The 22453-nt window shown below is 65.8% G+C and carries 31 protein-coding genes and 1 riboswitch; of the genes, 16 read left to right on the top strand and 15 right to left on the bottom strand.

The genetic code is table 11. The features are described from left to right. Positions 1-95: 95 nt before the first annotated feature. A complete protein-coding gene (locus EEB18_RS11685; RefSeq protein WP_187139649.1) occupies positions 96-347 on the bottom strand; it encodes a hypothetical protein in 252 nt (83 codons plus the stop codon). 229 nt (positions 348-576) lie between these two features. Between EEB18_RS11685 and EEB18_RS11680 the strand changes: the two genes are divergently transcribed. Together EEB18_RS11680 and EEB18_RS11675 are read left to right on the top strand one after the other, a co-directional pair. Next, entirely contained in the window at positions 577-1575 is a 999-nt protein-coding gene (locus EEB18_RS11680) for a MipA/OmpV family protein (RefSeq protein WP_187668992.1), read from the top strand. A gap of 44 nt (positions 1576-1619) precedes the next feature. Continuing rightward, positions 1620-2051, top strand: coding sequence for a DUF3592 domain-containing protein (locus EEB18_RS11675; protein WP_187139651.1), 432 nt, complete (start codon positions 1620-1622; stop codon positions 2049-2051). A 4-nt stretch (positions 2052-2055) separates the two neighbouring features. Here EEB18_RS11675 and EEB18_RS11670 read toward each other — a convergent pair whose 3' ends face one another. Further along, positions 2056-2946: a LysR substrate-binding domain-containing protein gene (locus EEB18_RS11670; protein WP_187139652.1), complete on the bottom strand. Its 891-nt coding sequence runs from the start codon at positions 2944-2946 to the stop codon at positions 2056-2058. A gap of 96 nt (positions 2947-3042) precedes the next feature. Here EEB18_RS11670 and EEB18_RS11665 point away from each other — a divergent pair, with 96 nt between their 5' ends. From EEB18_RS11665 to EEB18_RS11650, 4 genes are read left to right on the top strand one after another with little or no spacing between them, the layout of a single operon-like run. Next, a complete protein-coding gene (locus tag EEB18_RS11665) occupies positions 3043-3669 on the top strand; it encodes a pyridoxamine 5'-phosphate oxidase family protein (protein ID WP_187139653.1) in 627 nt (208 codons plus the stop codon). Continuing rightward, positions 3666-4088, top strand: a complete 423-nt coding sequence (locus EEB18_RS11660) for a VOC family protein (RefSeq protein ID WP_187139654.1) — start codon at positions 3666-3668, stop codon at positions 4086-4088. Before EEB18_RS11665 ends, EEB18_RS11660 begins: the two co-directional genes overlap by 4 nt. Positions 4089-4100: 12 nt before the next feature. Next, positions 4101-4322, top strand: coding sequence for a tautomerase family protein (locus tag EEB18_RS11655; protein ID WP_187139655.1), 222 nt, complete (start codon positions 4101-4103; stop codon positions 4320-4322). Further along, positions 4319-4777 (top strand): DMT family transporter, encoded by a 459-nt coding sequence (locus EEB18_RS11650; RefSeq protein WP_187139656.1) that lies wholly within the window; start codon positions 4319-4321, stop codon positions 4775-4777. Before EEB18_RS11655 ends, EEB18_RS11650 begins: the two co-directional genes overlap by 4 nt. Here the strand turns inward: EEB18_RS11650 and EEB18_RS11645 are convergent. Beyond that, positions 4774-5229, bottom strand: a complete 456-nt coding sequence (locus tag EEB18_RS11645; RefSeq protein ID WP_262407906.1) for a DUF6265 family protein — start codon at positions 5227-5229, stop codon at positions 4774-4776. The genes EEB18_RS11650 and EEB18_RS11645 overlap by 4 nt on opposite strands. Positions 5230-5327: 98 nt before the next feature. Here EEB18_RS11645 and EEB18_RS11640 point away from each other — a divergent pair, with 98 nt between their 5' ends. Beyond that, complete coding sequence (locus EEB18_RS11640; protein ID WP_187139657.1) at positions 5328-6014, top strand: helix-turn-helix domain-containing protein; 687 nt, start codon at positions 5328-5330, stop codon at positions 6012-6014. Here EEB18_RS11640 and EEB18_RS11635 read toward each other — a convergent pair. Together EEB18_RS11635 and EEB18_RS11630 are read right to left on the bottom strand one after the other, a co-directional pair. After that, positions 6011-6289 carry a hypothetical protein gene (locus tag EEB18_RS11635; protein WP_187139658.1) on the bottom strand — a complete coding sequence of 93 codons (279 nt, stop codon included), beginning with the start codon at positions 6287-6289 and terminating at the stop codon, positions 6011-6013. The genes EEB18_RS11640 and EEB18_RS11635 overlap by 4 nt on opposite strands. Beyond that, the gene (locus EEB18_RS11630; protein WP_187139659.1) at positions 6286-6675 is read right to left on the bottom strand and encodes a winged helix-turn-helix transcriptional regulator; all 390 of its coding nucleotides are present in this window, start codon (positions 6673-6675) and stop codon (positions 6286-6288) included. The genes EEB18_RS11635 and EEB18_RS11630 overlap by 4 nt, the downstream gene beginning before the upstream one ends. A gap of 107 nt (positions 6676-6782) precedes the next feature. On the opposite strand from EEB18_RS11630, the gene EEB18_RS11625 reads away from it, so the two are divergent. After that, a complete protein-coding gene (locus EEB18_RS11625; RefSeq protein WP_187139660.1) occupies positions 6783-7385 on the top strand; it encodes a flavodoxin family protein in 603 nt (200 codons plus the stop codon). 48 nt (positions 7386-7433) lie between these two features. Here EEB18_RS11625 and EEB18_RS11620 read toward each other — a convergent pair whose 3' ends face one another. The 5 genes from EEB18_RS11620 to EEB18_RS11600 form a co-directional block, all read right to left on the bottom strand. Next, on the bottom strand, positions 7434-7748 hold the full coding sequence (locus EEB18_RS11620) for a hypothetical protein (protein ID WP_187139661.1): 315 nt from the start codon (positions 7746-7748) through the stop codon (positions 7434-7436). A gap of 104 nt (positions 7749-7852) precedes the next feature. Continuing rightward, a complete protein-coding gene (locus EEB18_RS11615) occupies positions 7853-8152 on the bottom strand; it encodes a transcriptional regulator (protein ID WP_056342434.1) in 300 nt (99 codons plus the stop codon). Between the two features lie 2 nt (positions 8153-8154). Next, positions 8155-8601 (bottom strand): hypothetical protein, encoded by a 447-nt coding sequence (locus tag EEB18_RS11610; RefSeq protein ID WP_187139662.1) that lies wholly within the window; start codon positions 8599-8601, stop codon positions 8155-8157. Between the two features lie 91 nt (positions 8602-8692). After that, positions 8693-9925, bottom strand: a complete 1233-nt coding sequence (locus EEB18_RS11605; protein ID WP_187139663.1) for a cytochrome P450 — start codon at positions 9923-9925, stop codon at positions 8693-8695. Between the two features lie 10 nt (positions 9926-9935). Beyond that, on the bottom strand, positions 9936-10622 hold the full coding sequence (locus EEB18_RS11600; RefSeq protein ID WP_187139664.1) for a carboxypeptidase-like regulatory domain-containing protein: 687 nt from the start codon (positions 10620-10622) through the stop codon (positions 9936-9938). A 238-nt stretch (positions 10623-10860) separates the two neighbouring features. Here EEB18_RS11600 and EEB18_RS11595 point away from each other — a divergent pair, with 238 nt between their 5' ends. Together EEB18_RS11595 and EEB18_RS11590 are read left to right on the top strand one after the other, a co-directional pair. After that, on the top strand, positions 10861-11301 hold the full coding sequence (locus EEB18_RS11595; protein ID WP_187139665.1) for a cupin domain-containing protein: 441 nt from the start codon (positions 10861-10863) through the stop codon (positions 11299-11301). Between the two features lie 56 nt (positions 11302-11357). Then, complete coding sequence (locus EEB18_RS11590; RefSeq protein ID WP_187139666.1) at positions 11358-12311, top strand: hypothetical protein; 954 nt, start codon at positions 11358-11360, stop codon at positions 12309-12311. On the opposite strand, the gene EEB18_RS11585 is transcribed toward EEB18_RS11590, so the two are convergent. Then, positions 12308-13459, bottom strand: coding sequence for a hypothetical protein (locus tag EEB18_RS11585; protein ID WP_187139667.1), 1152 nt, complete (start codon positions 13457-13459; stop codon positions 12308-12310). The genes EEB18_RS11590 and EEB18_RS11585 overlap by 4 nt on opposite strands. Before the next feature lie 140 nt (positions 13460-13599). Beyond that, positions 13600-13710: riboswitch (TPP riboswitch) on the top strand. Between the two features lie 42 nt (positions 13711-13752). Between EEB18_RS11585 and thiC the strand changes: the two genes are divergently transcribed. The 4 genes from thiC (at position 13753) to EEB18_RS11565 (ending at position 18261) form a co-directional block, all read left to right on the top strand. Then, the gene (thiC, locus tag EEB18_RS11580; RefSeq protein WP_262407905.1) at positions 13753-15639 is read left to right on the top strand and encodes a phosphomethylpyrimidine synthase ThiC; all 1887 of its coding nucleotides are present in this window, start codon (positions 13753-13755) and stop codon (positions 15637-15639) included. Continuing rightward, positions 15639-16232 carry a DUF2199 domain-containing protein gene (locus EEB18_RS11575; protein WP_187139668.1) on the top strand — a complete coding sequence of 198 codons (594 nt, stop codon included), beginning with the start codon at positions 15639-15641 and terminating at the stop codon, positions 16230-16232. Before thiC ends, EEB18_RS11575 begins: the two co-directional genes overlap by 1 nt. Before the next feature lie 181 nt (positions 16233-16413). Further along, positions 16414-17622 carry a hypothetical protein gene (locus EEB18_RS11570; protein WP_187139669.1) on the top strand — a complete coding sequence of 403 codons (1209 nt, stop codon included), beginning with the start codon at positions 16414-16416 and terminating at the stop codon, positions 17620-17622. A gap of 111 nt (positions 17623-17733) precedes the next feature. Next, complete coding sequence (locus EEB18_RS11565; RefSeq protein ID WP_187668991.1) at positions 17734-18261, top strand: 2'-5' RNA ligase family protein; 528 nt, start codon at positions 17734-17736, stop codon at positions 18259-18261. A 101-nt stretch (positions 18262-18362) separates the two neighbouring features. On the opposite strand, the gene EEB18_RS11560 is transcribed toward EEB18_RS11565, so the two are convergent. Further along, positions 18363-18779 carry a hypothetical protein gene (locus EEB18_RS11560; RefSeq protein ID WP_187139671.1) on the bottom strand — a complete coding sequence of 139 codons (417 nt, stop codon included), beginning with the start codon at positions 18777-18779 and terminating at the stop codon, positions 18363-18365. Positions 18780-18982: 203 nt separating this feature from the next. Here EEB18_RS11560 and EEB18_RS11555 point away from each other — a divergent pair, with 203 nt between their 5' ends. Then, positions 18983-19291, top strand: coding sequence for a hypothetical protein (locus EEB18_RS11555; RefSeq protein ID WP_187139672.1), 309 nt, complete (start codon positions 18983-18985; stop codon positions 19289-19291). A 6-nt stretch (positions 19292-19297) separates the two neighbouring features. Here EEB18_RS11555 and EEB18_RS11550 read toward each other — a convergent pair whose 3' ends face one another. Continuing rightward, positions 19298-19714 (bottom strand): hypothetical protein, encoded by a 417-nt coding sequence (locus EEB18_RS11550; protein WP_187139673.1) that lies wholly within the window; start codon positions 19712-19714, stop codon positions 19298-19300. A 180-nt stretch (positions 19715-19894) separates the two neighbouring features. Between EEB18_RS11550 and EEB18_RS11545 the strand changes: the two genes are divergently transcribed. Continuing rightward, a complete protein-coding gene (locus tag EEB18_RS11545; protein WP_187141988.1) occupies positions 19895-20710 on the top strand; it encodes a ThuA domain-containing protein in 816 nt (271 codons plus the stop codon). Here the strand turns inward: EEB18_RS11545 and EEB18_RS11540 are convergent. Beyond that, positions 20707-21549: an arylamine N-acetyltransferase family protein gene (locus EEB18_RS11540; protein WP_187141989.1), complete on the bottom strand. Its 843-nt coding sequence runs from the start codon at positions 21547-21549 to the stop codon at positions 20707-20709. The genes EEB18_RS11545 and EEB18_RS11540 overlap by 4 nt on opposite strands. An 80-nt stretch (positions 21550-21629) precedes the next feature. After that, the gene (locus tag EEB18_RS11535; RefSeq protein WP_187141990.1) at positions 21630-22403 is read right to left on the bottom strand and encodes a hypothetical protein; all 774 of its coding nucleotides are present in this window, start codon (positions 22401-22403) and stop codon (positions 21630-21632) included. Between the last annotated feature and the right edge of the window lie 50 nt (positions 22404-22453).

Here is a 22453-nt window from a genome sequence, read left to right as displayed (position 1 = left end):
CGGTACGCCGCCTGACCGCGTCGGCCCCTCCGTCAGCCGCTGCGCGGCTGCCAAAATACCGCCATTCCCCAGAGAGGGCGGCCCTTCCCTGCATCCTATTTGGCGTCAGCATCCTCGGCGCCATCAGCCGGCGGCGGCGCCCGTTTCGCGACGTCGACCTGCGCATAGAGCCCGCGCACCATCAGGTCGGTGAACACCAGCATCACCCCGACCATACCGAGCAACAGCACGGCCGCGATGACCGGCAGCGGCCCGACGCTGGCGATCGTGCCGCGCCGCTCGAGTATCGCGAGAACGACGGCGCCAGCCATCAACGCATAGCCGACGAACCGCGGGATCCGGCTCATGCCCCTGTTCTTTCGGTGACGTCACGACGGAACAACGGGACAGCCATGGCGTCGGCGCCAATGTCGCGCCGCGCAACATCGGGCGCGGGATTGTAAAGATTGCAGGCCATGACTCGCTGCATGGGAACTAAATCCCCCGTCGGCAAGTCTCTGTCTTTCCAAGCCCCCATCCTTCGCATACACCCCCTGCACGAGGGGCAAGACCATAGGAACCTAACGCTTTATGCCGATGCCCGCCTTTCTCCCCCGCCTTGCGCTTCCGGCGCTGCTGCTTTGCGGCGCCGCCCCTGCCCAGGCGATGGACGGCCCCGCGCTCGGCTATGACCTCGCCGGCCTGAGCGCCGAGATCGCGCCCGGCCGCCCGGCGCCCCGCACCACGACCACCGCCTATCTGCAGGACCGCGACATCGACGAGGCGATCCTGCTCCCCGCTGCCTCGCCCGAAGGCGACGACAGCGACCGCAAATGGTCGCGCGACTATATTTCTGTGGCCGGCGGGGTGATCACCGCGCCGAGCTACAACGGTTCCGACGACCGCGTCGTCCTGCCCGCCTTCTACGTGCGCGGCCGGCTCAGCGGCTTTTCCTTCTCGACCCGCGGCACCAATTTGCAGGTCGACCTGATCCGCCAGAAGCGCGGGCAAAAGACCGACCTGAAATTCGGCCCGATCATCAACCTGCGCAGCGACCGCACCGGCCGCATCAAGGATGCCCAGGTCGAGGCGCTCGGCGAAAAGAAGATGGCGGTCGAGCTCGGCCTGTCGGCGGGCGTCACCCACACCGGCATCGTCACCAGTGGTTACGACCAGGTCGGTTTCCGCGTCGTCGGACTCGCCGACATTTCGGGCAAGCACGGCAGCTGGGTCGTCTCGCCGACCATCGATTATGGCACCCCGCTGTCGAAACAGGCCTTCATCGGCATGTCGGCGTCGGTGAACATCTATGGCAAGGGTTTTGGCCGCTATTATTTCGACGTCGACCCTGTCGGCAGCGCCGCGAGCGGCCTGCCCGTCTATACCGGCGCGGGGAACAAGGTCACCGCGGGCAAATATACGATCGGCCTCGCGGGCGCCTATGGCCTGTCGGGCGATTTGCGCAAAGGCTTCGTGCTGATCGGCGGCGCCCAATATGGCCGGATGCTCGGCCGCTACGCCGATTCGCCGATCGTCGCCGACGCGGGCAGCGCCGACCAGTGGCTCGGCGGCATCGGCCTCGCCTATCAATTCTAGACGGGGACCCGTCCGTCCCCATCTTCGTTCCGGGGGGAAGCGAAGTGGCAGAAGACCAGATATTGCGCCTGATCCCGTGGTTCTTCGCGGGGATCGGCCTGCTGTTCGCGAGCATCGGCCTCGCCATGGCCAAAAAGGAAATGCGCGGCCGCCGCTGGCACGAGGTCGAGGGCCGGATCGTCGGCCATGACAGCCATTGGAGCAGCGACAGCGACGGCGACCGCACGCTGATGCACACCGCGACGATCGAATATCGGCTCGCGGGCGTCACGAAACAAATTCCCGACAGCCTGTCGACCAACCACCCCAAACCGGTCGGCAGCATCATGCGCGTCCGCTACAACCCCGACGATCCCCATGACGTCATGATATGGGCGCCGATGCGCAACGGCTGCTTCATCGGCCTGTTTGTCGGCCTCGGCTCGCTGTTCGCGCTGGTCGGCGGGGTTTGGATCGCCTTCACGATGATCGGCTGACGCGTCAGGCCAGCCCCGCCATCCGCAGCCGCGCCTTCATCGCCGCGACGAACAGCCGCACCGACGGCAGCGCGGCGCGCGACGGTTCGAACAGCAGGTGGACGGGCAGCGCGGGCGGCTGATCACCGCCGAGCAAGGATATCAGCCGCCCCGCGTCGACCGCGTCCATCACCTGATAACTCAGCAGGTTCGCGATCCCGACGCCGGCCTCGGCCGCCGCCATCGCGCCGTCGACGGTGTTGACCACCAGCCGTGGCCGCGCCTCGAGCTTCAGCCGCGTGCCGGCGAACTGCCATTCGCCACCTGCGCGCGGCCCGTCCATCGCGATCAGCGCATGATCGGCGAGGTCGCCGACCACCGCCGGGGCGCCCTGCCGCGCGAGATAGGCGGGGCTCGCGACCAGCATCTGCCGCACCGCGCCGATGCGCACCGCTTTCAGCGCCGAATCGGCGAGCGGCCCGATGCGCAGCGCGACGTCGATCCCCTCCTCGACGATCCGGACGTTGCGGTCGACCAGCATCATCCGCGCGGTCAGCGCATCATGTTCGGCGAGCAGGGCACTCACCACCGGCAGCATATGCAGCCGCCCGAACATCACCGGCGCGGTCAGGTACAGCTGGCCGCGCGGCTCGGCCGCTGCCCCGCGCACCGCGCGCTCGGCGCCCGCCAGGTCGCCGAGGATACGCCGCGCTTCGCCGAGAAACGCCGCGCCGGCGTCGGTCAGCACCACCGCGCGGGTCGAGCGGTGGAACAGGCTCGTCCCCAGCCTGTCCTCGAGCGCGGCGATGCCGCGCGTCACCGCGGGCGGCGAATGGCCCAGCTTGCGTGCCGCGGCGGCGAACCCGCCCTCGCCCGCGACGGCGACGAACATCTCCAGCGTCAGCAAGCGGTCCATCGATTATTCCATTTTCCGGAATGAACTTCTGCAATCTTCGCCGATTATCATCATCGGGGCAATGACCTAGATCGGCTCGGCGAAAGGAGGCGACCGATGGCACGCAATTACCGGACCACCCTCTTCAACGAAGACGTCCGCAAGCTGCAGGAGATCCACGGCTCGCGCGCCGCCTATGCCAAGCTCGACGCGGGTGCCGACGGCGCGCCCGATGCGCTGACCGACAAGGAAATCTCCTTCATGGCGCTGCGCGACAGTTTCTACATGGCCAGCGTCAGCGCCGACGGCTGGCCCTATATGCAGCATCGCGGCGGCCCCGCCGGTTTCCTGCGGCATATCGAGGGCAACCGGGTCGGCTTCGCCGACTATCGCGGCAACAAGCAATATATCAGCACCGCCAACCTGCTGCGCGACGACCGCGTCTCGCTGTTCCTGATGGATTATCCGAACAAGGACCGGCTGAAACTGATCGGCCATGCGCACAGCGTCGAGCTGGCCGACGATCCCGAACTGGTCACATCGCTGATGCCCACCGGCTATCGCGCGGTGCCCGAGCGCGCCTTCCTGATCGACGTCGTCGGCTGGGAATGGAATTGCTCGCAGCACATCACCCCGCGCTTCACCGAGGCCGAAATTTCGGCGGCGATCCAGCCGATGGCCGCCGAACTCAACCAGCTGCGCGCCGAAATCGCCGCGCTTCGCTCCGCAAAGGAAGAACAATGACGACAGCCTCGCCGCGCCCGCTCACCCGGGGCGCCCACCATATCGGCCTCGCGGTGCGCGACGTCGCCGAGGCGCGCGACTTCTTCGTCGACGCGCTCGGTTTCACGGTCGCCGCCGAACGCCCCGACTATCCCGCGATCTTCGTCTCCGACGGCACAACCTTGCTCACCCTGTGGCAGGTCGCCGATCCCGCATCGGCGCCCCCCTTCGACCGCCGCGCCAATGTCGGCCTCCACCATCTCGCGCTGCAGGTCGCCGATCTGCCCACGCTGCGCACCGTCTTCGCGCGCGTCGAGGGCCATCCCGGCGTCCGGATCGAATTCGACCCCGAACCGATCCGCGAGGGCGCGACGACGCATCATTTCATCTGTGCGATGCCCGGCGGACTCCGTATCGAGTTCGCGACCCCGTTCGCCTGAAAGGAAGACGCCATGCCCTATGTGAACATCAAGATCACCCGTGAGGGCGCGACGCCCGAACAGAAAGCCGAACTGATCGCCGGCGTCACCGACCTGCTCCAGCGCGTCCTCGCCAAGAACCCCGCGACCACCGTCGTCACGATCGACGAGGTCGAGCTGGAAAACTGGGGCATCGGCGGCCTGCCCGTGCTCGACTATCGCGCCGCGCAGGCGGCGAAGGCAGCCAAGCCATGACCGCGAACAATAGCGCCCCCGCCTTCGCGCTGATCATGCTGCTCACCGGCATCGGCATCCCGATCCTCGCCGCGCTCAACGGCGGGCTCGGTACGCGGCTCGGCAGCCCGATGGCGGCGTCGATGATCCTGTTCGGCCTCGCCTTCCTCATAGCGACGGCCGGTGCGCTGATGACCGGCTCGGTCGGGCAGATCCGCTTCACGTCGGATATCCCGCCGCAATTCTACTTCGGCGGGCTGTTCGTCGCTTTCTATGTGATCGCGGTGACCTTCATCGCGCCGAAGTTCGGGGTCGGCAATGCGATCTTCTTCGTCCTGGTCGGCCAGCTGGTCAGCGCCGCTACGATCGACCATTTCGGCCTGTTCGGCGCGATGCGCTCGGCGATCGACCTGAAGCGCGTCGCGGGCATCGGACTGATGGTCGCAGGGGTCTATCTGGCGCGCCGGACGGCCTAGCGCCGCCTGTAGGTCCAGCGCATCGCCTTCGACCCGTCGATCAGCGAGATCGTCGCGGTCAGCGTTTCGCCGTCGCGCGCATAGGTGATGCGCTGCGGATAATCATGCGCGGCATTATCGAAGGTCGCATGCGCCGCGCCATGCTCGGCCAGCGCGAACGCCACCGCCGAACCGCCGCCGGGCCGCGCGATATAGGTCGGCGTGCCGTCGGTGCCCGGCTGCAGCATCAGGAATTCGAACGCCTGCGCCTTGTCGCCCGCCCCCGACAGGCTGTGGCCGATCATGACCCCGCCGCGCGGGTCCGACCAGCTCTCCTCGCTCCATTCATCGCCCGCGTCCCTGACCCACGCCCCCGCCATCCACGCGAGATCGCCGACCGTGGCGGCCGGGGCCGAACCCGGGGCCGCCGCCATCAGCAACATCGCCGCCATCGCCGCCGTCATGCTTTTCATCATCGCTTCCTCCCCGCCGCAACTCGGCGCTGACCCCGTCTGCCGCCGCCGCCGCCGCGCGTCTTGAACCGATGCGACAAAAAGCGTCTAAAGCGCGCATGGACTATCGCGAGTTCGCCCCGCCCCCCACGCTCGCCGGGCTGGTCAAGGCACGCTGGACGCTCGCGGGCGGCGGCGACCCCGACGCGTGGATCGCCCAGCAGGCGACCCCCGACGGCTGCATCGAGCTGATCCGCCGCACCCATGGCCGGTCGCGTTGGGACGGCGACCAGCCGGCGGATTTCGTCGTCGGGCTCGTCGACCGGCCGCAGGCGTTCACGATCAGCGGCGACGCCGCTTTCGAGGCGCTACGCCTCTGGCCCTGGGCTTGGACCGCGCTCGGCGGCGCCCCGCTCGCCCAGATCTACGGCCGGTGGCAAGCCTGTCCCGCCGCCGATTTTGAGGCCATCGAACGGCGATTGTCCGCCGCTACGGACCTTGGCGTCCTCGGCCTCGCCATCATCGGCGCGCCGACCGTCGCCGCGATGAACGCCACCACCGGCATGGCGCCGCGCGCGCTCCAGCGCTGGTTCGCGGCGCATGTCGGGGTGGCGCCGCGCGCCTATCTGCGCCTGCTGCGCTTCCAGAAAGCCTTCGAGACGCTCCCCGGCGAAACGAGCCTCGCGGGCCACGCCGCCGACGGCGGGTTCGCCGACCAGGCGCATATGGCGCGCGAATTTCGCGAACTGGCCGGGGTCCCCGCCCGACAGGCACGGGTGCGCGCGCGCGGGCCGTTCCTGCGCTAGGCGTCGGGGCCGCCCAACCGTTCCTTGTTGTGGCGCGTGCGCGCGACGATCACCCACAATAGCACCGCCCAGCCGATGCCGAGGCAGATCCATCCCCAGGTCTCGGTCGGCAGCGGCCCCAGCACCAGCGGCCCGCCGTTCTGCGGCCAGGCCCATAACCCCAGCGAGGCGAAGACGAAGACCAGGCCCAGCATGCGCGGGGCGCGGGCGATGCCGCGCAATTCGCTGCGATAGGCGGCGCGCGCGTCGGCATCGGACAGGTCGGGCCGGGTCATGCCGCCACCGCCAGCCGCGCCGCGAACGCCGCGCGCGCCGCCTGCACCGCGCCGAACTGGCGCTCGATCCATTCGAAAAAGGGCGTCATCGCGTCGCCGAGCGACACTCCGAGCGGGGTCAGATGATATTCGACATGCGGCGGCACCGTCATGAAATCGTGCCGCTCGACCAGCCCATTGGCCTCCAACGCCCGCAACGTCTGCGTCAGCATCTTCTGGCTGATCCCGCCGACCCGCCGTTTCAGCTCGCCGTTGCGGCTGTGGCCCTGCGCGATCACCAGCAGGATCAGCAGGCTCCAGCGGTCGCCGACGAGGTCGAGAATCTCGCGCGACGGGCAATTCGCGTCGCACGGATCGACTTTGCCTACCCAGTCCGGAACACTCATATCGATAGTTACCTCAAGGTGCGTACTTCACTTTTGGTTCCTACCCTATCATCTCCCGTTGCGCAAGCCGCCCGGACCCTCCGCGGCATCAGCAAAGGACGACAGATATGACCCAGGTAGCGATCATCCATCATTCGGGCTTCGGCCACACCGCGGTCCTCGCCGCCGACGTCGCGCGCGGCGTCGAAGCCGCGGGCGCCACCCCGGTTCTGCTCGCGATCGAGCCCGGCCAGACGAACTTCGACGAATTTTTCGCCGTCGCCGCCGAATCGGACGCGCTCGTCTTCGGCACCCCGACCTATATGGGCACCGTTTCGGCGCCGATGAAGGCGTTCATGGACGCCAGCGCCGCCGTCTATTTCACCAAGCAGTGGAAGGACAAGCTCGCCGCCGCCTTCACCGTCTCGGGCTCGCCCTCGGGCGATAAGCTCAACACGCTGACGACGCTCGCCATCTTCGCGGCGCAGCATGCGATGCTGTGGATCGGCACCGGCCAGAATCCCGGCAACAACGACGACACCAGCGCCGCGACCGACGTCGAAAACCGCCTCGGCAGCTTCCTCGGCGCGATGGCGCAGGCGGCGAACGACAGCGCCGAGGTCACCCCGAAAGCCGGCGACCGCGCCACCGCCCATTCGCTCGGCCGGCGCGTCGCCGCGGCCGCCGCCCGCTGGCAGGCGGGCGCGCGCGAAAGCGTCGCCGCGGCGTGATCGCGACGCGACCCGCGCGCCGCTCGATCGGCGGCGCGCGGGCGACGGTCACATCTTGTGCGCGGGCGCCGGCACGGCCTTGGCCGCGACCGCGCGATGCGGCGCGGCGCTATGCTTCGCGGCGACGCGATGCTTCGCGACATGATGCTTCACGGCGTGATGCTTCGCCGCGACGCGATGCTTGGCTGCGGCATGATGCCTCGCCGGCGCGCGATGCGCGGCGACGGCATGGCCTTCGCGTTGCATGCAATTGTCGGTCACCGACTTCGAGCAAAAAGGTGTCGCATTCTGCGCGGTTGCGGCCGTGCCCGACAGCGCCAACAGGGCTGCCGCGCCGATTGCCGCGAGTTTGGTCATCTGCATGATAAGCCTTCCTTCATCCTGTGGAGAGGGTGGCATCTATCGCACAGCCATCATGGCGGCAGCGCGTCCGTAACATTACAATCCTGCAATGGAGCCGGCGGCGGCTAGTCGGCGGCCGCCGGCAAATGGGCAACGATCGCGCGCAGCGCCGCGACGTGGCGGTCCAGCGCCTTTCCGCCTTCGCGGGTCAGCGAGGCCCAAGTGCGTTGCCGCCCGCCCTCGGACGCCTTCTTCAGCCGGACATAGCCGGCATCGCTCAGCGCCGAGAGATGCTTCGACAGCACCGAATCGCTGACCTTGACCAGTTCGCGCAGCCTGGCGAATTCCATGTCGCTGACCGTGCTGAGCAGCGCCGCGATCTGCAGTCGCGCCGGCGCGTGCAGCAGCATGTCGATGCCGTCCATCGTCACGCGCCCTTCAGCAGTTCGCGGTCATAGACGCGCGTCCACCACAGGCTCATCGCCAACGCCACGACAAAGGCGAAACCCGCGATGCCGAACTTCACGAGCAAGCCGAGACCATAGGATCGCGCGTAAATCTCCGCGCCCATCGCGCCGAGCATCAACACGACAAGCGTGAGCGTCACCGGCAGCGTCCGCCCCTTGCGATAGCCGTTGACGAAGACCCCATAGCGTTTGCGATCGTCGGTGACGAGCCAGGCGACCGCCGCCATCGGGAACACCATCAACAGCAACGACCACGGTTGGCCGAACCCCTGCCCCAGCACCAGCGCCGCCATCACCGCGGCAAAGGCGGCGTGCCGCCACAACGGGTATTTCGGCCCGCTGCGCGCCAGTTCGCGCCGCGCCTCGGCCATCGAGTCGAGCGCCGCCTGGGCTTCGATCGGGTTCATCACAGACCTCCTTCACTTTCCAAGACGGAAAGCAATAGGCATCACTTTCCGATTCGGCAAGTGATAATTTTCCAACTTGGAAAGTGAAGCGTCAGCCGGGCACGATCCGCACAGGCATATGGACGAATCCGTGCAGGAACGGGCTCGCCAGCCGCTCGGCCTCGCCCTGCGGCTCGATCCGGATACCGCGGTCGACGATCTCCTCGATCAGCGTGCACAGCTGGATCTCGGCGAGCCGCGCCCCAACGCAGCGATGGATGCCGTGCCCGAACGCGACATGCCGCCGCGCATTGTCGCGGCGCACGTCGAAACGCTCGGCGTCGGGAAATATGCTCTCGTCACGGTTCGCCGAGATGTACCAGAGGATGACCTTCTCGCCCTGGCGCAGCTGCTGCCCGCCCAGCTCGACATCTTCGGTGCAGGTGCGCCGCATATGCGTCACCGGCGACTGCCAGCGGATGATCTCCTGCGCCGCATTGGGGATCAGCGACGCGTCGGCGCGCAGCCGCTCGAGCTCGCCCGGATAGCGATGCAGCGCCTCGACCAGCCCGCTCATCGAATTGCGCGTCGTGTCGTTGCCGCCGACGATCAGCAGCGCGATATTGGCGAGCCGCTCCATCGGGTTCAGGCTGCCCATCGCCTCGCTGTGCACCATCCGCGACAGCAAATCGTCGCTCGGCGGCATCGCCTTGCGCTTGGCGAATTCGGCGTCGAAGCGCGCGAGCATCGCGGTCATCTCGGCCATCCACTGCGCGCGATATTCCTCGGTCGCGGTCTCGGGCGAGACATTGCCGCCATAGTCCGACCAGCGCTTGAGGTCGTGCCGCTCTTCCCACGGGAAATCGAACAATATGCACAGCATGCCGATCGTCAGCGGCACCGACACGCTTTCGACCCAGTCGAACGTCTCGCCCACCGGCAGCGCGTCGAACAATTCGCGCGTGCGCTGGCGCACCACCTTCTCGCGCTCGGCCATCTGGCTCGGGTTGAACGCGGGGGCGATCACCTTGCGCTGCGCGGTGTGCACCGGCGGGTCGGCGGCGATGAAGTTGGGCAGGTTCGACTGCGGCGGCGGGTCGGCGATGACGATATTGCCATTCTCCCACGACGAGGAAAAGACCGTCGGGTTCAGCTCGACCGCCTGCACCAGCGCATGGCTGACCACCGACCAGTAACCGCCATAGGGACTGTCGGGACACCAGCTCACCGGCATCGCGGCGCGCAGATGGGCAAAGGGCTCGCGCCACTTGTCCTCGACGTACAACGCGATGTCGCTGACATCGACCGGACTCACCGCACGCACGTCTTCCAGCACCGAAGCCATATCGCTCTCCCTATGTTTTTCCGCCCGACCCTAACCGTATCGGCTCCAGCCGCAAGTCGGCGCAGCCGCCAGGCGCCAGCTCGAACCCGTCGGCGCGCTGATAGGTGTAAAGGCTGAAGCGGCTGGTCCAGCCCGGTTCGGTCACCTCGGCGGTCCACCGCCCCGGTGCCGCGCGCAACGACGCCCGCCCCGCCTTATCGGTCCGCACGATCCGCTCGCGCTCGCCCCCCGCATGGCGCAGCCGCACACGCACGCCGGGCATCGCCCCACCCTGCTCGCTCGCGACATAGAGGCTGATCGATCCGGGACCCTTTACGGGCTTCGCGGCGAGCGCCTTCACCTCGGCCTCGATCGGCGCCATCGCCGCTCCGCTGCTATTTGGGTCGCTCCCCCAGATCTGGAACCGCCCGCCCTTGCGCTCGATAAACAGCAAGTTGCGCTTCCCCGCCTCGGCCCATCCCCGCGCGCTCGTATTTTGCGTCACCACGCGCAGCCGCTGCGGCGCCCGCCCCTTGTAGAAACGGTCGACCGTGACGGTCCAACCCTGCCACTCGTCATCGACCGAATAAGCCGAGGCGGTCCCAGTGACCACCAGATCGGCCTTGGAGAAAGCAACGCACAGCGGCGGATGCGGGGTGGCGACGATCGCGGACGAGGGAAGCGCCAACAACGCGGCTGCGGCGCCGAGAATCGGCAAAGCCGTTCGCCTTCTAGACCGAGCCGACATGGCGCTTCTCCCCGCCGCCCGCGTGCGTTCGCAGGTCTCGCAACGCGACTATGCCATGCTCGCTCGCCGAGTCCAGCGACCGCAAACAAGCCGTGCCGGCCTATTCCCTCTTTGTGCCTTCGTGCCTTCCTGCCTTTGTGTGCGATTATTCTTGTCTCGCACAAGGGCACGAAGACACAAAGAAGATGCCGACAATCGACGGAGTAAAATGACCGACCCGCGCGCCCTGATCGACAAGCTCCAACTCGCCCCGCATCCCGAGGGCGGCTGGTACCGCGAGACCTGGCGCGGCCCGCCCGGCGCCGACGGCCGCGCCAGCGGCACCGCGATCCATTTCCTCCTCGAAGCCGGACAAAGCTCGCACTGGCACAAGGTCGATGCCGAGGAAATCTGGCTGTGGCATGCGGGATCGTCGCTCACCCTGTCGCTCGCCGCGACCGACGCCGACACCCCCGCCCTCCACCGCCTCGGCCCCGACGCGCTCGCAGGCGAACAACCGCAGATCCGCGTCCCCGCGCATCACTGGCAGGCCGCTTTCGCCCCGCACGGCTGGGCGCTGGTCAGCTGCCTCGTCGTCCCCGGCTTCGACTTCGCCGGCTTCACGCTGGCCCCGCCGGGCTGGGCGCCGGGCTCGGCGCCGGGCGGCTGACCCGCATGTGACGGCAGGCACAGCATCGGGCGCCGCAAGACGATAGCGGGACGGCGATGCGCCAGCGCCTGCCCCTCGCCTTCGCCGTCCCGCTGCTCATCGGCGCCGCCCAGCCCGCCGCCGCGCCCGAAGCCTGCGACGCCGCCCGCGAAAACGGCGTCCACATCGCGCCGATCCCGATCGTCGACATCGCCCGCGACCCGATTCCGATCGCCGACCATATGCCCGTCGCGCACGAGGTCGTGCAGATCGCGACCAAGGGCTGGCTGCTCGGCAGCGCGCTGCGCGTCCCCGGCCCCGAGCGTCTCGTCTATCCTGCGGGCACCCCGCTCGATCCCGACCATGGAGGCGATCCGGGCAGACTCTGCCTGCCGCTCGCGCGGCCGCCCTTCGGCCTAATCCCCGATCCCGAACGGCGCGGCCCCGGCGCCTATGTCCAGCCCTGCCTCGCCGACATGGATGGCGACGCCGCCTATGAGCGGATCGATATCTTCGCGGGGGACAGCGCAATGCACGTTCCGACGCGGCGGCTCATACGCTCCGAAACCCTCGCCGTGCCGCAGTCGCTTATCGCCGACCCGCTCGGTCTCGCCGCCAGCCGCCGCTATGTCCACCGCGAGGTCACCGCCTATGTCGACGGTCCCGTCGCGGCGGGGACCATCGTCCGCCTGCGCATCGCCCATGCCTTTCAGGATCAGGACCGCTACGATCCCGCGGGCGCGCCCGCGAGCAGCTTCGTCGCGGGCGCCGACGGGACAAGCGTCTACCGCCTCGTCCCCCGCGCCCCGCACCCCGTCTCGATGACCGGCAACGGCTATCATGGCGCCGCGAACGACCCCGACGCGACCATCGTCATCGCCGACGGCGCCGAGGTCATGGTCGGCGGCCTCAAATTCCGCATCGACCATTATAGCCACGGCTGGACGATCGAGCCCCAGGCGACCCGCTTCCCGCCTTGGGTCCATTATGGCTGCGACGGGCGGAGCGTCGAACTGGGCGGGCTGCGCTAGGGCGGCGCAGCGCCCGGCGCATTGGCCGCATCGGCGTTCGCGTCGGCAGCCGCCTCGGAATTGGCCTGCGCCACGGCTTCCGCCGCCGCCTTAGCCGCGGCTTCGGCCTCCACCTTGGCCTTGTCGCCGTAAAAATGCGTCGCGCGGTCCGAAAGCCATTTGGCGACCCGGTCGGAGAACATGCCCGCGAGCACCCCGATCGCGCTGAACGCCTGGTAGTTGGCGGTGCCGTCAGCGAAGCTGTTGGTCGACCCGAGCACCGCGGCGCCGCCACCGACGACGACGAACACGCACACCGCGATCAGCCCGCCCAGCAGGATGCGCTCGCCATAATTGCCGCCGGGCGTCGTAATGCCAAGGTCGTTGTTGGGATAGACCGCCAGCACCAAGGTCACCAGCAGCGCCCCGAACAGGCCCGAAAAAAAGGACAGGATGATCTGCAACAGCGAGGGCGGCAAGGGCACCAGCAGGCCGCCGCCGAGCATAAGCGAATCGCGCAGCACCGCGATCGAGGAGAAGGGCGCGCGCAACGCCTTGACCGCCTCCTCGGCCTTGTCGGCGCGGCCGAGATATTGATCGACCTCCTCCAGCGCCTTCATAGCGTCGTCGCGCGCGACCCTTGTTTCGAGCCATGTCTTGCTCGCCGCCAGCAGCGCCTCCTTGCCCTTCAACACCAGCTCGGCTTCGCGCCGCAACGCCGGCGACACACCCGGCTCGTTCGCGCAGCTCTCCATCCGGGTCAGAGCCATGCGCACGGCCGAAACGCTCAATTTATCGCCGCGCGTGATGTCGCATATACCAGCCCTCGCGAGCTCGGTGAGCACCGATTGGAGCGGCTCCTCAAGCCCGAAATAATGATCGTTGGCCGCAATATAGGCCTTCTCGCTCTTGCGAAATTCGATGGCCAGCCTCTCGCGTTCGGCACGCTTCTTCGCCGCCGCCTTCCGCTTTCCGTCGGCGTCGGCGAGCAGCGCATAGCCCGAGGCATAATCGACATTGTCGACCTTGGCGGCCTTCAGCCGCACCCCGACCTCGGACTGCGCCGACGCCGTCATCAGCACGATGACGAACATGTAGGCGAGCAGCGCCGCGACGAGCAGCCGCGCCGCACCCGCCATCAGCCGTTTCGACCGTTCTTCCGCTTCCATCGCGCGCCCTCCCCCGAGAAATGCCTCGGCGCGAATGTCCCACCTCGCGCCGCCGCCAACAAGATGACCGCTCGGTTTCGGATCAATCTGTCCGCCGCCCTTTTCCGTTGTTGGCAATCGCCCGGCCGGGACCTATAACCGCGCCATCCCCGGGGAGCCTGTGTGTGGAAACAGGTTGAGAGCGGAACATCCCGCGACCCGTCGAACCTGATCCCGGTAATACGGGCGGAGGGAGGGTCGGCGTTCCACTCGCGGAATCCGTTCTCGCTCCGATCACAACGGAGCGACTGCACATGGCCGACATCGACGCGAAATTCGAAACCCCCACCCCCATCGGCGTCACCACCGGCCCGATCCGCGGCAGCCGCAAGATCCACGTCGCGACCCAGACCGGCAGCGGCATCCGCGTCGCGATGCGCGAGATCGACCTCGACCCGCATTCGGGCGAGCCGCCCGTCCGCGTCTACGACACCAGCGGCCCCTACACCGACGCCAACGCCACGATCGACATCAACGCCGGCCTCCCCGAACTCCGCCGCGACTGGATCCGCAATCGCGGCGACGTCGAGGAAGTGACGCAGCGCGAAGTGAAGCCCGAGGACAATGGCCAGCTCGGCCCCGACCGCAGCGGCGGCGTCCCCGCCTTCCCCAACGTCCGCCGCCAGGTGCTGCGCGCCAAACCCGGCCAGAACGTCAGCCAGATGCACTACGCCCGCCGCGGCATCATCACGCCCGAGATGGAATATGTCGCCGAGCGCGAAAATCTCGGCCGCGCGCGCCTGTCCGAATATAAGCGCGACGGCGAAAGCTTCGGCGCGTCGATCCCCGACTATGTCACCCCCGAATTCGTCCGCGACGAGGTCGCGCGCGGCCGCGCGATCATCCCCAGCAACATCAACCACCCCGAATCCGAGCCGATGGCGATCGGCCGCAACTTCCTCGTCAAGATCAACGCCAATATCGGCAACAGCGCGGTCGCCAGCGACGTCGCGGCCGAGGTCGACAAGATGGTCTGGTCGATCCGCTGGGGCGCCGACACCGTCATGGACCTGTCGACCGGCCGCAACATCCACGACACGCGCGAATGGATCATCCGCAATTCGCCCGTCCCGATCGGCACCGTCCCCATCTATCAGGCGCTCGAAAAGGTCGGTGGCGTCGCCGAGGACCTGACCTGGGAAATCTTCGCCGACACGCTGATCGAGCAGGCCGAACAGGGCGTCGACTATTTCACCATCCACGCCGGGGTCCGCCTGCCCTACGTGCCGCTCGCGGCCAAGCGCATGACCGGCATCGTGTCGCGCGGCGGCAGCATCATGGCGAAATGGTGCCTCGCGCATCACAAGGAAAGCTTCCTCTACGAACGCTTCGACGAGATTACCGAGATCATGAAGGCCTATGACGTCGCCTACAGCCTCGGCGACGGCCTGCGTCCCGGCAGCATCTACGACGCGAACGACGAGGCGCAGTTCGCCGAGCTCTACACGCTGGGCGAGCTCACCAAGCGCGCCTGGGCACAGGACGTACAGGTGATGATCGAGGGCCCGGGCCATGTCCCGATGCACAAGATCAAGGAGAATATGGAAAAGCAGCTCGAAGCGTGCGGCGAGGCGCCCTTCTACACGCTCGGGCCGCTCACCACGGACATCGCGCCGGGTTACGACCATATCACCAGCGGCATCGGCGCCGCGCAGATCGGCTGGTACGGCACCGCGATGCTTTGCTACGTCACGCCCAAGGAGCATCTGGGCCTGCCCGACCGCGACGATGTGAAGGTCGGCGTCGTCACCTATAAACTGGCCGCCCACGCCGCCGACCTCGCCAAGGGCCACCCCGCCGCACAGGTCCGCGACGACGCGCTATCAAAAGCGCGCTTCGAATTCCGCTGGCGCGACCAGTTCAACCTGTCGCTCGACCCCGACACCGCAGAGCAATATCACGACCAGACCTTGCCGGCAGAGGGCGCCAAGACCGCGCATTTCTGCAGCATGTGTGGGCCGAAATTCTGCTCGATGAAGATTTCGCAGGAAGTTCGGGAGTTCGCGGCCAAGCAGAACCAGCCCGCCGAAAACTTCCTTGCGGCCGAGGAAGCCGAAAAGGGCATGGCCGAGATGAGCGAGCTGTTTAAGGAAACGGGGAGCGAGCTTTATATGGGCGCGGGCGGGCGCGAACACGACTGATGACTCGAGGGGGCTTGTTCGGAAAGCTGTTCGGACGGCGCAAGCCGTCCGCTCTCGAATTTCTGGAATCCGCCCGCTGGAAATGCACGAGTTGCGATGTCGAGCATGAAGGCATGTTCGACATCGGCTCGCGGGCGCCCGACCATTGGGGCAAAGCCGAGCATCTCGAGCCCAATAGCGCGCTACGGCTCGACGGCAATTTCCTGTCCGAAGATTTCTGCGTGATCGGCGGCGAACATTTCTTCGTCCGCTGCGTCTTCGACATCCCGGTCCACGGCATGCCCGAAAAATTCGGCTACGGCGTCTGGTCGACCCTCTCGCGCGAGAATTTCGACCGCTACGTCGACGGCTTCGACGACGGCAAATACAGCGACATGGGGCCATGGTGGGGCTGGTTCGGGAACAGCCTCAAAGGCTTTCCCGAAACGATAAACCAAGGCTGCTGGGTCCATCCGCAATCGGGACGGCAACGGCCGGTGATCAGCCTCGACGACGAGGATCACGAACTGGCGCTAGCTCAGCGGGATGGAATCAGCCCTGAACGGCTGCTGAAACTTTACGCCGAGTATGGCCATGCTCCGAGTGCAGGTTAACGGAGATGGGGAATTTTTGCTCCTGTCACCGTAGCTCCACCGTAATTCAAATCGACGCTTCGGTTTAAGCAAACCGTTTTTGATATTGATCAGTGATATTGAGCCGAATTATGGTATTTTCTTCGAGCTTAATCATTCTGTAATGGGACATAAATCTAGCAATAAGATCGGAAAATAAATCATGGCTTGGGATGGAAAAATAATTGAAATATTCTTGTCCAGCCCATCAGATGTTCAAGTCGAACGAGATACTGTAAAATCTATAATTCAGGAGTGGAATCAACGAAGAGGAAGAGATTCATCGTGCATGTTTTCTCTTCTGACTTGGGAAGACTCTGTCACTTCAGAGTTAGAAAATGACGGGCAGGATTCGATCAATTCTCAGATAGGTGACACTTATGATGTTATCTTAGGGCTGATGTGGGGAAGATTTGGAAGCCCTACAGCCCGAGAAGATTCGGGCACGCTAGAAGAATTTAGAAGAGCGCTCAATAGAAAAAGAGAAGGTGATCCAGTTAGGATATCTTTCTATTTTAAAACTTCAGATATTCCGTTTGAAAAAATGGATCCAGATCAGATAAAAAAAGTGAAGGAATTCAAATCTCTTTTTCAGAAAGAAGGCGGACTTACTCGTGATTTCACAGACGGAGAAGAACTTAGATCTCAGATAAATCTTCTTCTTGAACACATTGCCAAGAATAAAGATTCTTACCCAACGGATAATTCACCCAAATCCCCTTCAGAGCCAAAGGCCAAAAAGGGCAAGCTTGGCGAGAATCAAGCCCAGCCAGAAGCGCAATCCGCTCAGGTCGATGGAGCTTCGGCCAATACGAGCGACTGGGGGCTAATCGACATCACGGAAAGGATGCAAGAGTTAACAGATGAGTTTAGCGCCGAATCTGAACAATGGGCATCGCAGACCAACTCTCTAGGCGATGCTGCGGTAAAGGGATCGGAAGAACTTGAGTCTCTATCCAGATTCGGCCAGCCATCTTCTGCTGATATAAGGAAATCTATAGAGAAGGTTGCAACTGCTTTTGACAAAAATGCAGAATATTGCGAAAAACACTCTCCAAAAATTGTTGGATTAATGCAGGAGATCACTCAACTAAACGAAGAAAGAGTATCAATAATGGAAGATTTTTCCTACTCACATGAAGATAAGGAAGAATACCTTAAATCTTTGATTGAATTGTCAGAAACCATTCACGATACAACAAAAAGCACGCAAGGACTTTTAGATAGCATTGACCAAATGCCTCGAATGACCAAGAGATTTAACGAATCTCGCCGCAGAGTTATTTTTGCTCACGCGCCGTTTATGGATGAACTTCATAGGTCTGCAATAGTCGTCGACCGCACCATCGCGGCGCTTAAGCGCTTATCCTAAAACGGGGGTTACGGTGACTGGGATTGCGGTGACGGTTTACTAAACCCCAAACTCCAGGCGATATGACTGGGCCAGTCGGCCCCACCCCCACTCCATGCTACACTCCCACCCATGCGCGCCCGGAACCCCCTCTACGTCATGGCCAAGCCGCCGCCGGAGGTGCAGGCGCAGATCGCGGCGCTGCCCCGCAACGATCCTTCGCGCGGGCCGCACCTCCTCCATGTCACGCTCATCTCGCTCTACGACCTGCATTATGCGCCGCCCGAGTGGCTGCCCGCGACCCTCGCCGCGCTTTACAGCTTCGCAGCAGCGCCTTTCCCGCTCCGCTTCGACCGGATCGAGAACCGCAAGGCGGTGACACTGCGCACGCGAGAGCCGCTGGCCGAGGCGCGGGCGTTCCAGAAGGCGCTGGTGAACCATCTGTTGCGCAAAAAGGCGCCGATCATGGACGGCACCACCCCCGAACCGCACATCACGATCAACTATCGCGGCGACCGGCTGGGGTCCCAGACATTGAACGCGCTGAAATTGCCGCCGATCGGCTGGACGGTCGACGAGATCATCCTGACGGAAAGCATCGTCGGCAAGACCACCCATGTCGAACATGGCCGCTGGCCGCTTGGCGAGGGTGCGGGCTGACGGATTTCAGTAGATCGAACGGCGGGCATAGCCGATGCGCGCGCGGCGTCGACAATCGTCCGTCCGAAGCGCCCCGAAACGACACCGCTCCGGCGGCGCCTTCAGAACACCACGGACTCGGGTATCGAAACCATGGCGCTCGAAACCCGCAGAGTGACGCCTTGCGCGGTGGCATTGTGGTTGGTGATTTCGACCGCCTGAATACCGTGCGCGCCGGGTTTCAGCGTCACCGAACAGCCGAGCGGAAAGGTGGCGAGATTATTGTGCCAGCTATACGTCTTTCGCGCGCATTCCACGCCGTCGACCCGGATCGCAAACACCGTCGTCGCGTTGTCGCCCGCATTGGTCATGACCGATATCGTGGCCTCGATGGCCACAACCTCTTCCTTGTCCACGGTCACCACTGCCTTCACATGCTGGCGATCGACCTCGACTTCGCGATAGGTCGCCGCATGCGCGCCAACCCCGCTCAGAAGCGCGACGGCCAGAATCCCGGCTCTCAATGATGTCATGGTCATTCCCCCCTTTCCCGCGCATCGTGCACGACCGAACGGCCGCCCGGTCGAAGGCCCAACGGGACGAAACTAAACCGCCACCGCCGATGCCGCATCACGGACATCATCCAAAAGGGACCTATTCTCTCCCGCTTGCGGACGCACCGGACCCCGCATTGCCATGCGCCGCCGCGGAGCCTATCCTCGCTCCACGCAAAGGCTGTCCCATGTCGCACCCCTCGAACATCGTCCATTGCACCGGCCCCGCCGACCCGCACGCGCTCGACGGCATTTCGCAACGCCACCGCAGCGGCGACCTCGACAAGCTTTGCCCGGTCTGCGCCGGTTACGGCCAGTGGAACACGCAGATCGACCTCGTCAGCCACCGCTCGATCCGCCACGCCTGCCCCAAATGCGACGGGCGCGGCTGGATCGAGACCGGCGACGACATGGTCCCTTCGCCCGACATCGTCCGCGACCCCGGCGCCCCACCGCGCTGGACGGTGCGGCTCGACGCGTCCGACGACCGCGAATAGGCGGGGTCAGCTCTCGTCCACAACGGCGACCGCCGGCCGCCAGCGCCAGATCAGCAGCAGCAACGCGGTCAGGATGAAGATCGCGAACCCCGACAGCATCCACGCGTTGACATACCATTGCTCGCCCCAGCTGAACTCGCCGCCCATGATCTTCGCCCAGCCGCGAAAATGCTGCGTGCAGGCGACCGCGAGGCCGAACAAAGCGAAGATCGCCGACAAATATCGCACCAGCCAGTGCGCCGGGTTGGGCAGGATCAGCAGCACGCCCAGCACGCCGATCATCGTGCGCTGCACCCGGCAATAGGGGCAGTGATAGACAAGGTCGGTCAGGTCGACCGTCCAGGTCAGGATCGACAGCAGGATCGCCGCCAATCCCACGGCGCGGCGATGCCGCAACAAGATATCCGGCAGATCGTTCAGCATGATAGTCTCCCCCTCCGGCCCGGCATCCCCCACCCGGCCCCGGCGTCAAGCCGGGCGGGTTCCACGACCTGGCACGCCCGGCCCCGCCCCGGCGCCGCGATGAATAGCAATGCACGCCCCGCTCCCCCTCGCCGCACGCGCCAAAGCGTGTAAGCTGCGCAAAAATACGGGAGAGTGCCGATGATCGCCGCCTGGCTCGCCGCCGCGCTGCTGCTGGTCCTGCAAGCCGCGCCTGCCGCCCCCGACCCGCGCCGCCCGGCGCCGACCCTCGACAGCGTGCCCCCCGTCGTCCCCGAGCTCACGCACCCCGCGGTGCTGATCGTCAGCAAGACCAACGGCTATCGCCACGACAGTATCGCAGAGGCGGTGCCCGCGATCGAAGGCCTCGCCAAGGCGCGCGGCTGGAGCAGCTTCGCGACCGAAAATGCCGCGGTGTTCAACCCGCGCGACCTTGCGAAATTCGACGTCATCGTCTTCGCCAACGCCAGCGGCGACATCACCACCCCCGACCAGCGCGCCGCCTTCCAGGCCTTTCTCTCGCGCGGTGGCGGCTTCGTCGGGCTGCACAGCGCGGGCGACGGCAGCCACCCCGACTGGTTCGTGCGGGTGCGCGGCAACGGCAATTTCATCGGCCACCCCGGCGGCGCCGACCAGTTCCAGGCCGCCGACATCGTGGCGCTCGACCGCACCCACCCCGCGACACGCACGCTGCCGGCGCGCTGGCGCTGGACCGACGAATATTACAGCTGGGACGCCGAACCCGCCGCCGACGCGCATATCCTCGCGCGGCTCGACGAGAGCGGGATGCGGCTCGAGCCAAAGCTCAAGATGGACACCGGCCACGCGCTGATCTGGTGGCGCTGCGAAGGCCGCGCGCGCATCTTCTATTCGGCGCTCGGCCACCAGGCCGCGGCATGGAGCGACCCCGCGCACCTCGCCATGCTCGACGGCGCGATCGGCTGGGCAGCGCGGCAGGACGGGACAGGCTGCGACTAAGCCAGCTCGACGACCTCGACCGCCGCCGCGCGCTCGATCGCCGCGCGCCAGCCCGGCTCGACCGCCAGCCCGAAATGCTCCGACAGCGCCGCCGCGATTCCGTCGGCCGACAGGATATGCTGCTCGGCCTCGTGGCCCGGCCGGCGGATCGTCAGCCGGTTGTTGCCCAGCGCGTAACGCGCCTCCGCCGTCGTTCGCGCGACCATCAGCTGGTGGGTGAAATGCGACGCCGGGTGCGTCGCGGTGTACCAGTTGCCGACCTCATAATCGATCGCGGGCGGCGCATGATGCTCGAAGTCGTAGAGCGCGGTCCAGGTCCCGCCAAGGTCGGCCTCGAGCCGCGACACCGCGCCCTGCGGCACGATGCGATAGCGCTCGTGCAGGGTCGGCTGGACCTCTGCGGTGTCCATCGCGAGCGGCCCCAGCGGCACCGCCGATCCGAAACCGACGTCGACCAGCCACGCCTGGCCGCCGAGCATCACGCGCGTCATCTGGTGGGTGCGCGGGGTCGGCGGGGCGTCGTCGGGCAGCATCCAGCGCACCCGCGCGATCCGGCCCTCGGCATCGAAACCGATCGCGCGCAGCACGCGCAGGAACAGGCTGTTCTGTTCGAAACAATAGCCGCCGCGCCCGCCATCGATCAGCTTGGCATCGACCGCCGCGGGATCGAGGTCGACCCCCTTGCCGGTCAGCGGGTCGAGCGCCTCGAACGGGATCGCCGCGATATGCGCCGCCTGCAGCGCCGCGAGCACCTCCCATGTCGGCACGAGCGGGCCGGCATAGCCGATGCGCGCGCAGTAACGCGGCAGTTCGACGGCGGCTGGAACATCATGGGGCATTGAAAAATCTCCGGTCGGCGAATCGGGGACCCGCCTTATGAAAGCTCAACCCCGGTTGAGATCAAGCGCCGATCACGCCGCTATTTCTTGACCCGCCATTCGCGCATATAGGCCGATTGCTCGCCATATTTCTTGCCGTGCGCCACCGCCTGCTCGGCGAGTTCCTCGGCCGTCGAGGCGCGCGCACGATCCTGTTTGATCAGGGTATCGCGGCGGATCGGGATCAGCTGCGCGATCGGCGTCCCCGCGGGCAGCACATGCTCGCCCACCGGCCCGGTCCAGGCGAAGGGCAGGTTCACCGTCGTGTCGAAACGATCGCAATCGACGAAGCCCGAAAAACAGGTGAAGGGCAGGTCGGGCCGGCTCAGCGGCTGGACGAACAGCACCGAATAGCCGCCCGGCACCTTGATCCGCCAGGGATTGATGAACTTCAGCGGCATCACGCTTTCGAACGGCGGTTCGGGCGCCCCGATCTGGCCCGGATGATGCTGTTCGAGCGGCGCGAACGGCACCCCCTCGGCCCAGCCCATCTGGATCGACACCCGGTCCTCGGGCACGACGATCAGCACGTCGAAAGGCAGCGGAATCACGAACCCCAGCGAAAAGGCGTCGGTCATCGGCAGGCACGCCTTGGCGGTCATCGCGGGCAGGCCGTTTTCATAGCTCATGCCCATTTCGCGGTTCAGCCGCTTGAACCAGTCGGGCGCAAAGCGGATCGCACGTTCGGGCGGCGGGATCTTGCCGGCAAGTTCGGGATCGCAGAGAAATTCGATCACCGGCGCCGCGCTATCCGCCGCCGGCGCGACCGCCGGCTCCATCCCGCCGATGCCAAAGCTTATCTTATATCCGCTCATCGCCCCGTCCTTCGGCTCCACCGTGTCGCAAAAGCCGGGCGCTGACAATC

Origin of the sequence: Sphingopyxis sp. OPL5 (assembly GCF_003797775.2) — a bacterium.
GTDB lineage: Bacteria > Pseudomonadota > Alphaproteobacteria > Sphingomonadales > Sphingomonadaceae > Sphingopyxis.
Note: the sequence above shows the minus strand (reverse complement) of the source record. Positions and strands in the feature narration are given on the sequence as shown.

Excerpts from the sequence above, each read along its gene's own strand:
- EEB18_RS11685 (WP_187139649.1), bottom strand. The coding sequence starts at position 347 with ATGAGCCGGATCCCGCGGTTCGTCGGCTATGCGTTGATGGCTGGCGCC.
- EEB18_RS11680 (WP_187668992.1), top strand. The coding sequence starts at position 577 with ATGCCCGCCTTTCTCCCCCGCCTTGCGCTTCCGGCGCTGCTGCTTTGC.
- EEB18_RS11670 (WP_187139652.1), bottom strand. The coding sequence starts at position 2,946 with ATGGACCGCTTGCTGACGCTGGAGATGTTCGTCGCCGTCGCGGGCGAG.
- EEB18_RS11665 (WP_187139653.1), top strand. The coding sequence starts at position 3,043 with ATGGCACGCAATTACCGGACCACCCTCTTCAACGAAGACGTCCGCAAG.
- EEB18_RS11660 (WP_187139654.1), top strand. The coding sequence starts at position 3,666 with ATGACGACAGCCTCGCCGCGCCCGCTCACCCGGGGCGCCCACCATATC.
- EEB18_RS11655 (WP_187139655.1), top strand. The coding sequence starts at position 4,101 with ATGCCCTATGTGAACATCAAGATCACCCGTGAGGGCGCGACGCCCGAA.
- EEB18_RS11650 (WP_187139656.1), top strand. The coding sequence starts at position 4,319 with ATGACCGCGAACAATAGCGCCCCCGCCTTCGCGCTGATCATGCTGCTC.
- EEB18_RS11645 (WP_262407906.1), bottom strand. The coding sequence starts at position 5,229 with ATGAAAAGCATGACGGCGGCGATGGCGGCGATGTTGCTGATGGCGGCG.
- EEB18_RS11640 (WP_187139657.1), top strand. The coding sequence starts at position 5,328 with ATGGACTATCGCGAGTTCGCCCCGCCCCCCACGCTCGCCGGGCTGGTC.
- EEB18_RS11635 (WP_187139658.1), bottom strand. The coding sequence starts at position 6,289 with ATGACCCGGCCCGACCTGTCCGATGCCGACGCGCGCGCCGCCTATCGC.
- EEB18_RS11630 (WP_187139659.1), bottom strand. The coding sequence starts at position 6,675 with ATGAGTGTTCCGGACTGGGTAGGCAAAGTCGATCCGTGCGACGCGAAT.
- EEB18_RS11625 (WP_187139660.1), top strand. The coding sequence starts at position 6,783 with ATGACCCAGGTAGCGATCATCCATCATTCGGGCTTCGGCCACACCGCG.
- EEB18_RS11620 (WP_187139661.1), bottom strand. The coding sequence starts at position 7,748 with ATGCAGATGACCAAACTCGCGGCAATCGGCGCGGCAGCCCTGTTGGCG.
- EEB18_RS11615 (WP_056342434.1), bottom strand. The coding sequence starts at position 8,152 with ATGGACGGCATCGACATGCTGCTGCACGCGCCGGCGCGACTGCAGATC.
- EEB18_RS11610 (WP_187139662.1), bottom strand. The coding sequence starts at position 8,601 with ATGAACCCGATCGAAGCCCAGGCGGCGCTCGACTCGATGGCCGAGGCG.
- EEB18_RS11605 (WP_187139663.1), bottom strand. The coding sequence starts at position 9,925 with ATGGCTTCGGTGCTGGAAGACGTGCGTGCGGTGAGTCCGGTCGATGTC.
- EEB18_RS11595 (WP_187139665.1), top strand. The coding sequence starts at position 10,861 with ATGACCGACCCGCGCGCCCTGATCGACAAGCTCCAACTCGCCCCGCAT.
- EEB18_RS11590 (WP_187139666.1), top strand. The coding sequence starts at position 11,358 with ATGCGCCAGCGCCTGCCCCTCGCCTTCGCCGTCCCGCTGCTCATCGGC.
- EEB18_RS11585 (WP_187139667.1), bottom strand. The coding sequence starts at position 13,459 with ATGGAAGCGGAAGAACGGTCGAAACGGCTGATGGCGGGTGCGGCGCGG.
- thiC (WP_262407905.1), top strand. The coding sequence starts at position 13,753 with ATGGCCGACATCGACGCGAAATTCGAAACCCCCACCCCCATCGGCGTC.
- EEB18_RS11575 (WP_187139668.1), top strand. The coding sequence starts at position 15,639 with ATGACTCGAGGGGGCTTGTTCGGAAAGCTGTTCGGACGGCGCAAGCCG.
- EEB18_RS11570 (WP_187139669.1), top strand. The coding sequence starts at position 16,414 with ATGGCTTGGGATGGAAAAATAATTGAAATATTCTTGTCCAGCCCATCA.
- EEB18_RS11565 (WP_187668991.1), top strand. The coding sequence starts at position 17,734 with ATGCGCGCCCGGAACCCCCTCTACGTCATGGCCAAGCCGCCGCCGGAG.
- EEB18_RS11560 (WP_187139671.1), bottom strand. The coding sequence starts at position 18,779 with ATGACCATGACATCATTGAGAGCCGGGATTCTGGCCGTCGCGCTTCTG.
- EEB18_RS11555 (WP_187139672.1), top strand. The coding sequence starts at position 18,983 with ATGTCGCACCCCTCGAACATCGTCCATTGCACCGGCCCCGCCGACCCG.
- EEB18_RS11550 (WP_187139673.1), bottom strand. The coding sequence starts at position 19,714 with ATGCTGAACGATCTGCCGGATATCTTGTTGCGGCATCGCCGCGCCGTG.
- EEB18_RS11545 (WP_187141988.1), top strand. The coding sequence starts at position 19,895 with ATGATCGCCGCCTGGCTCGCCGCCGCGCTGCTGCTGGTCCTGCAAGCC.
- EEB18_RS11540 (WP_187141989.1), bottom strand. The coding sequence starts at position 21,549 with ATGCCCCATGATGTTCCAGCCGCCGTCGAACTGCCGCGTTACTGCGCG.
- EEB18_RS11535 (WP_187141990.1), bottom strand. The coding sequence starts at position 22,403 with ATGAGCGGATATAAGATAAGCTTTGGCATCGGCGGGATGGAGCCGGCG.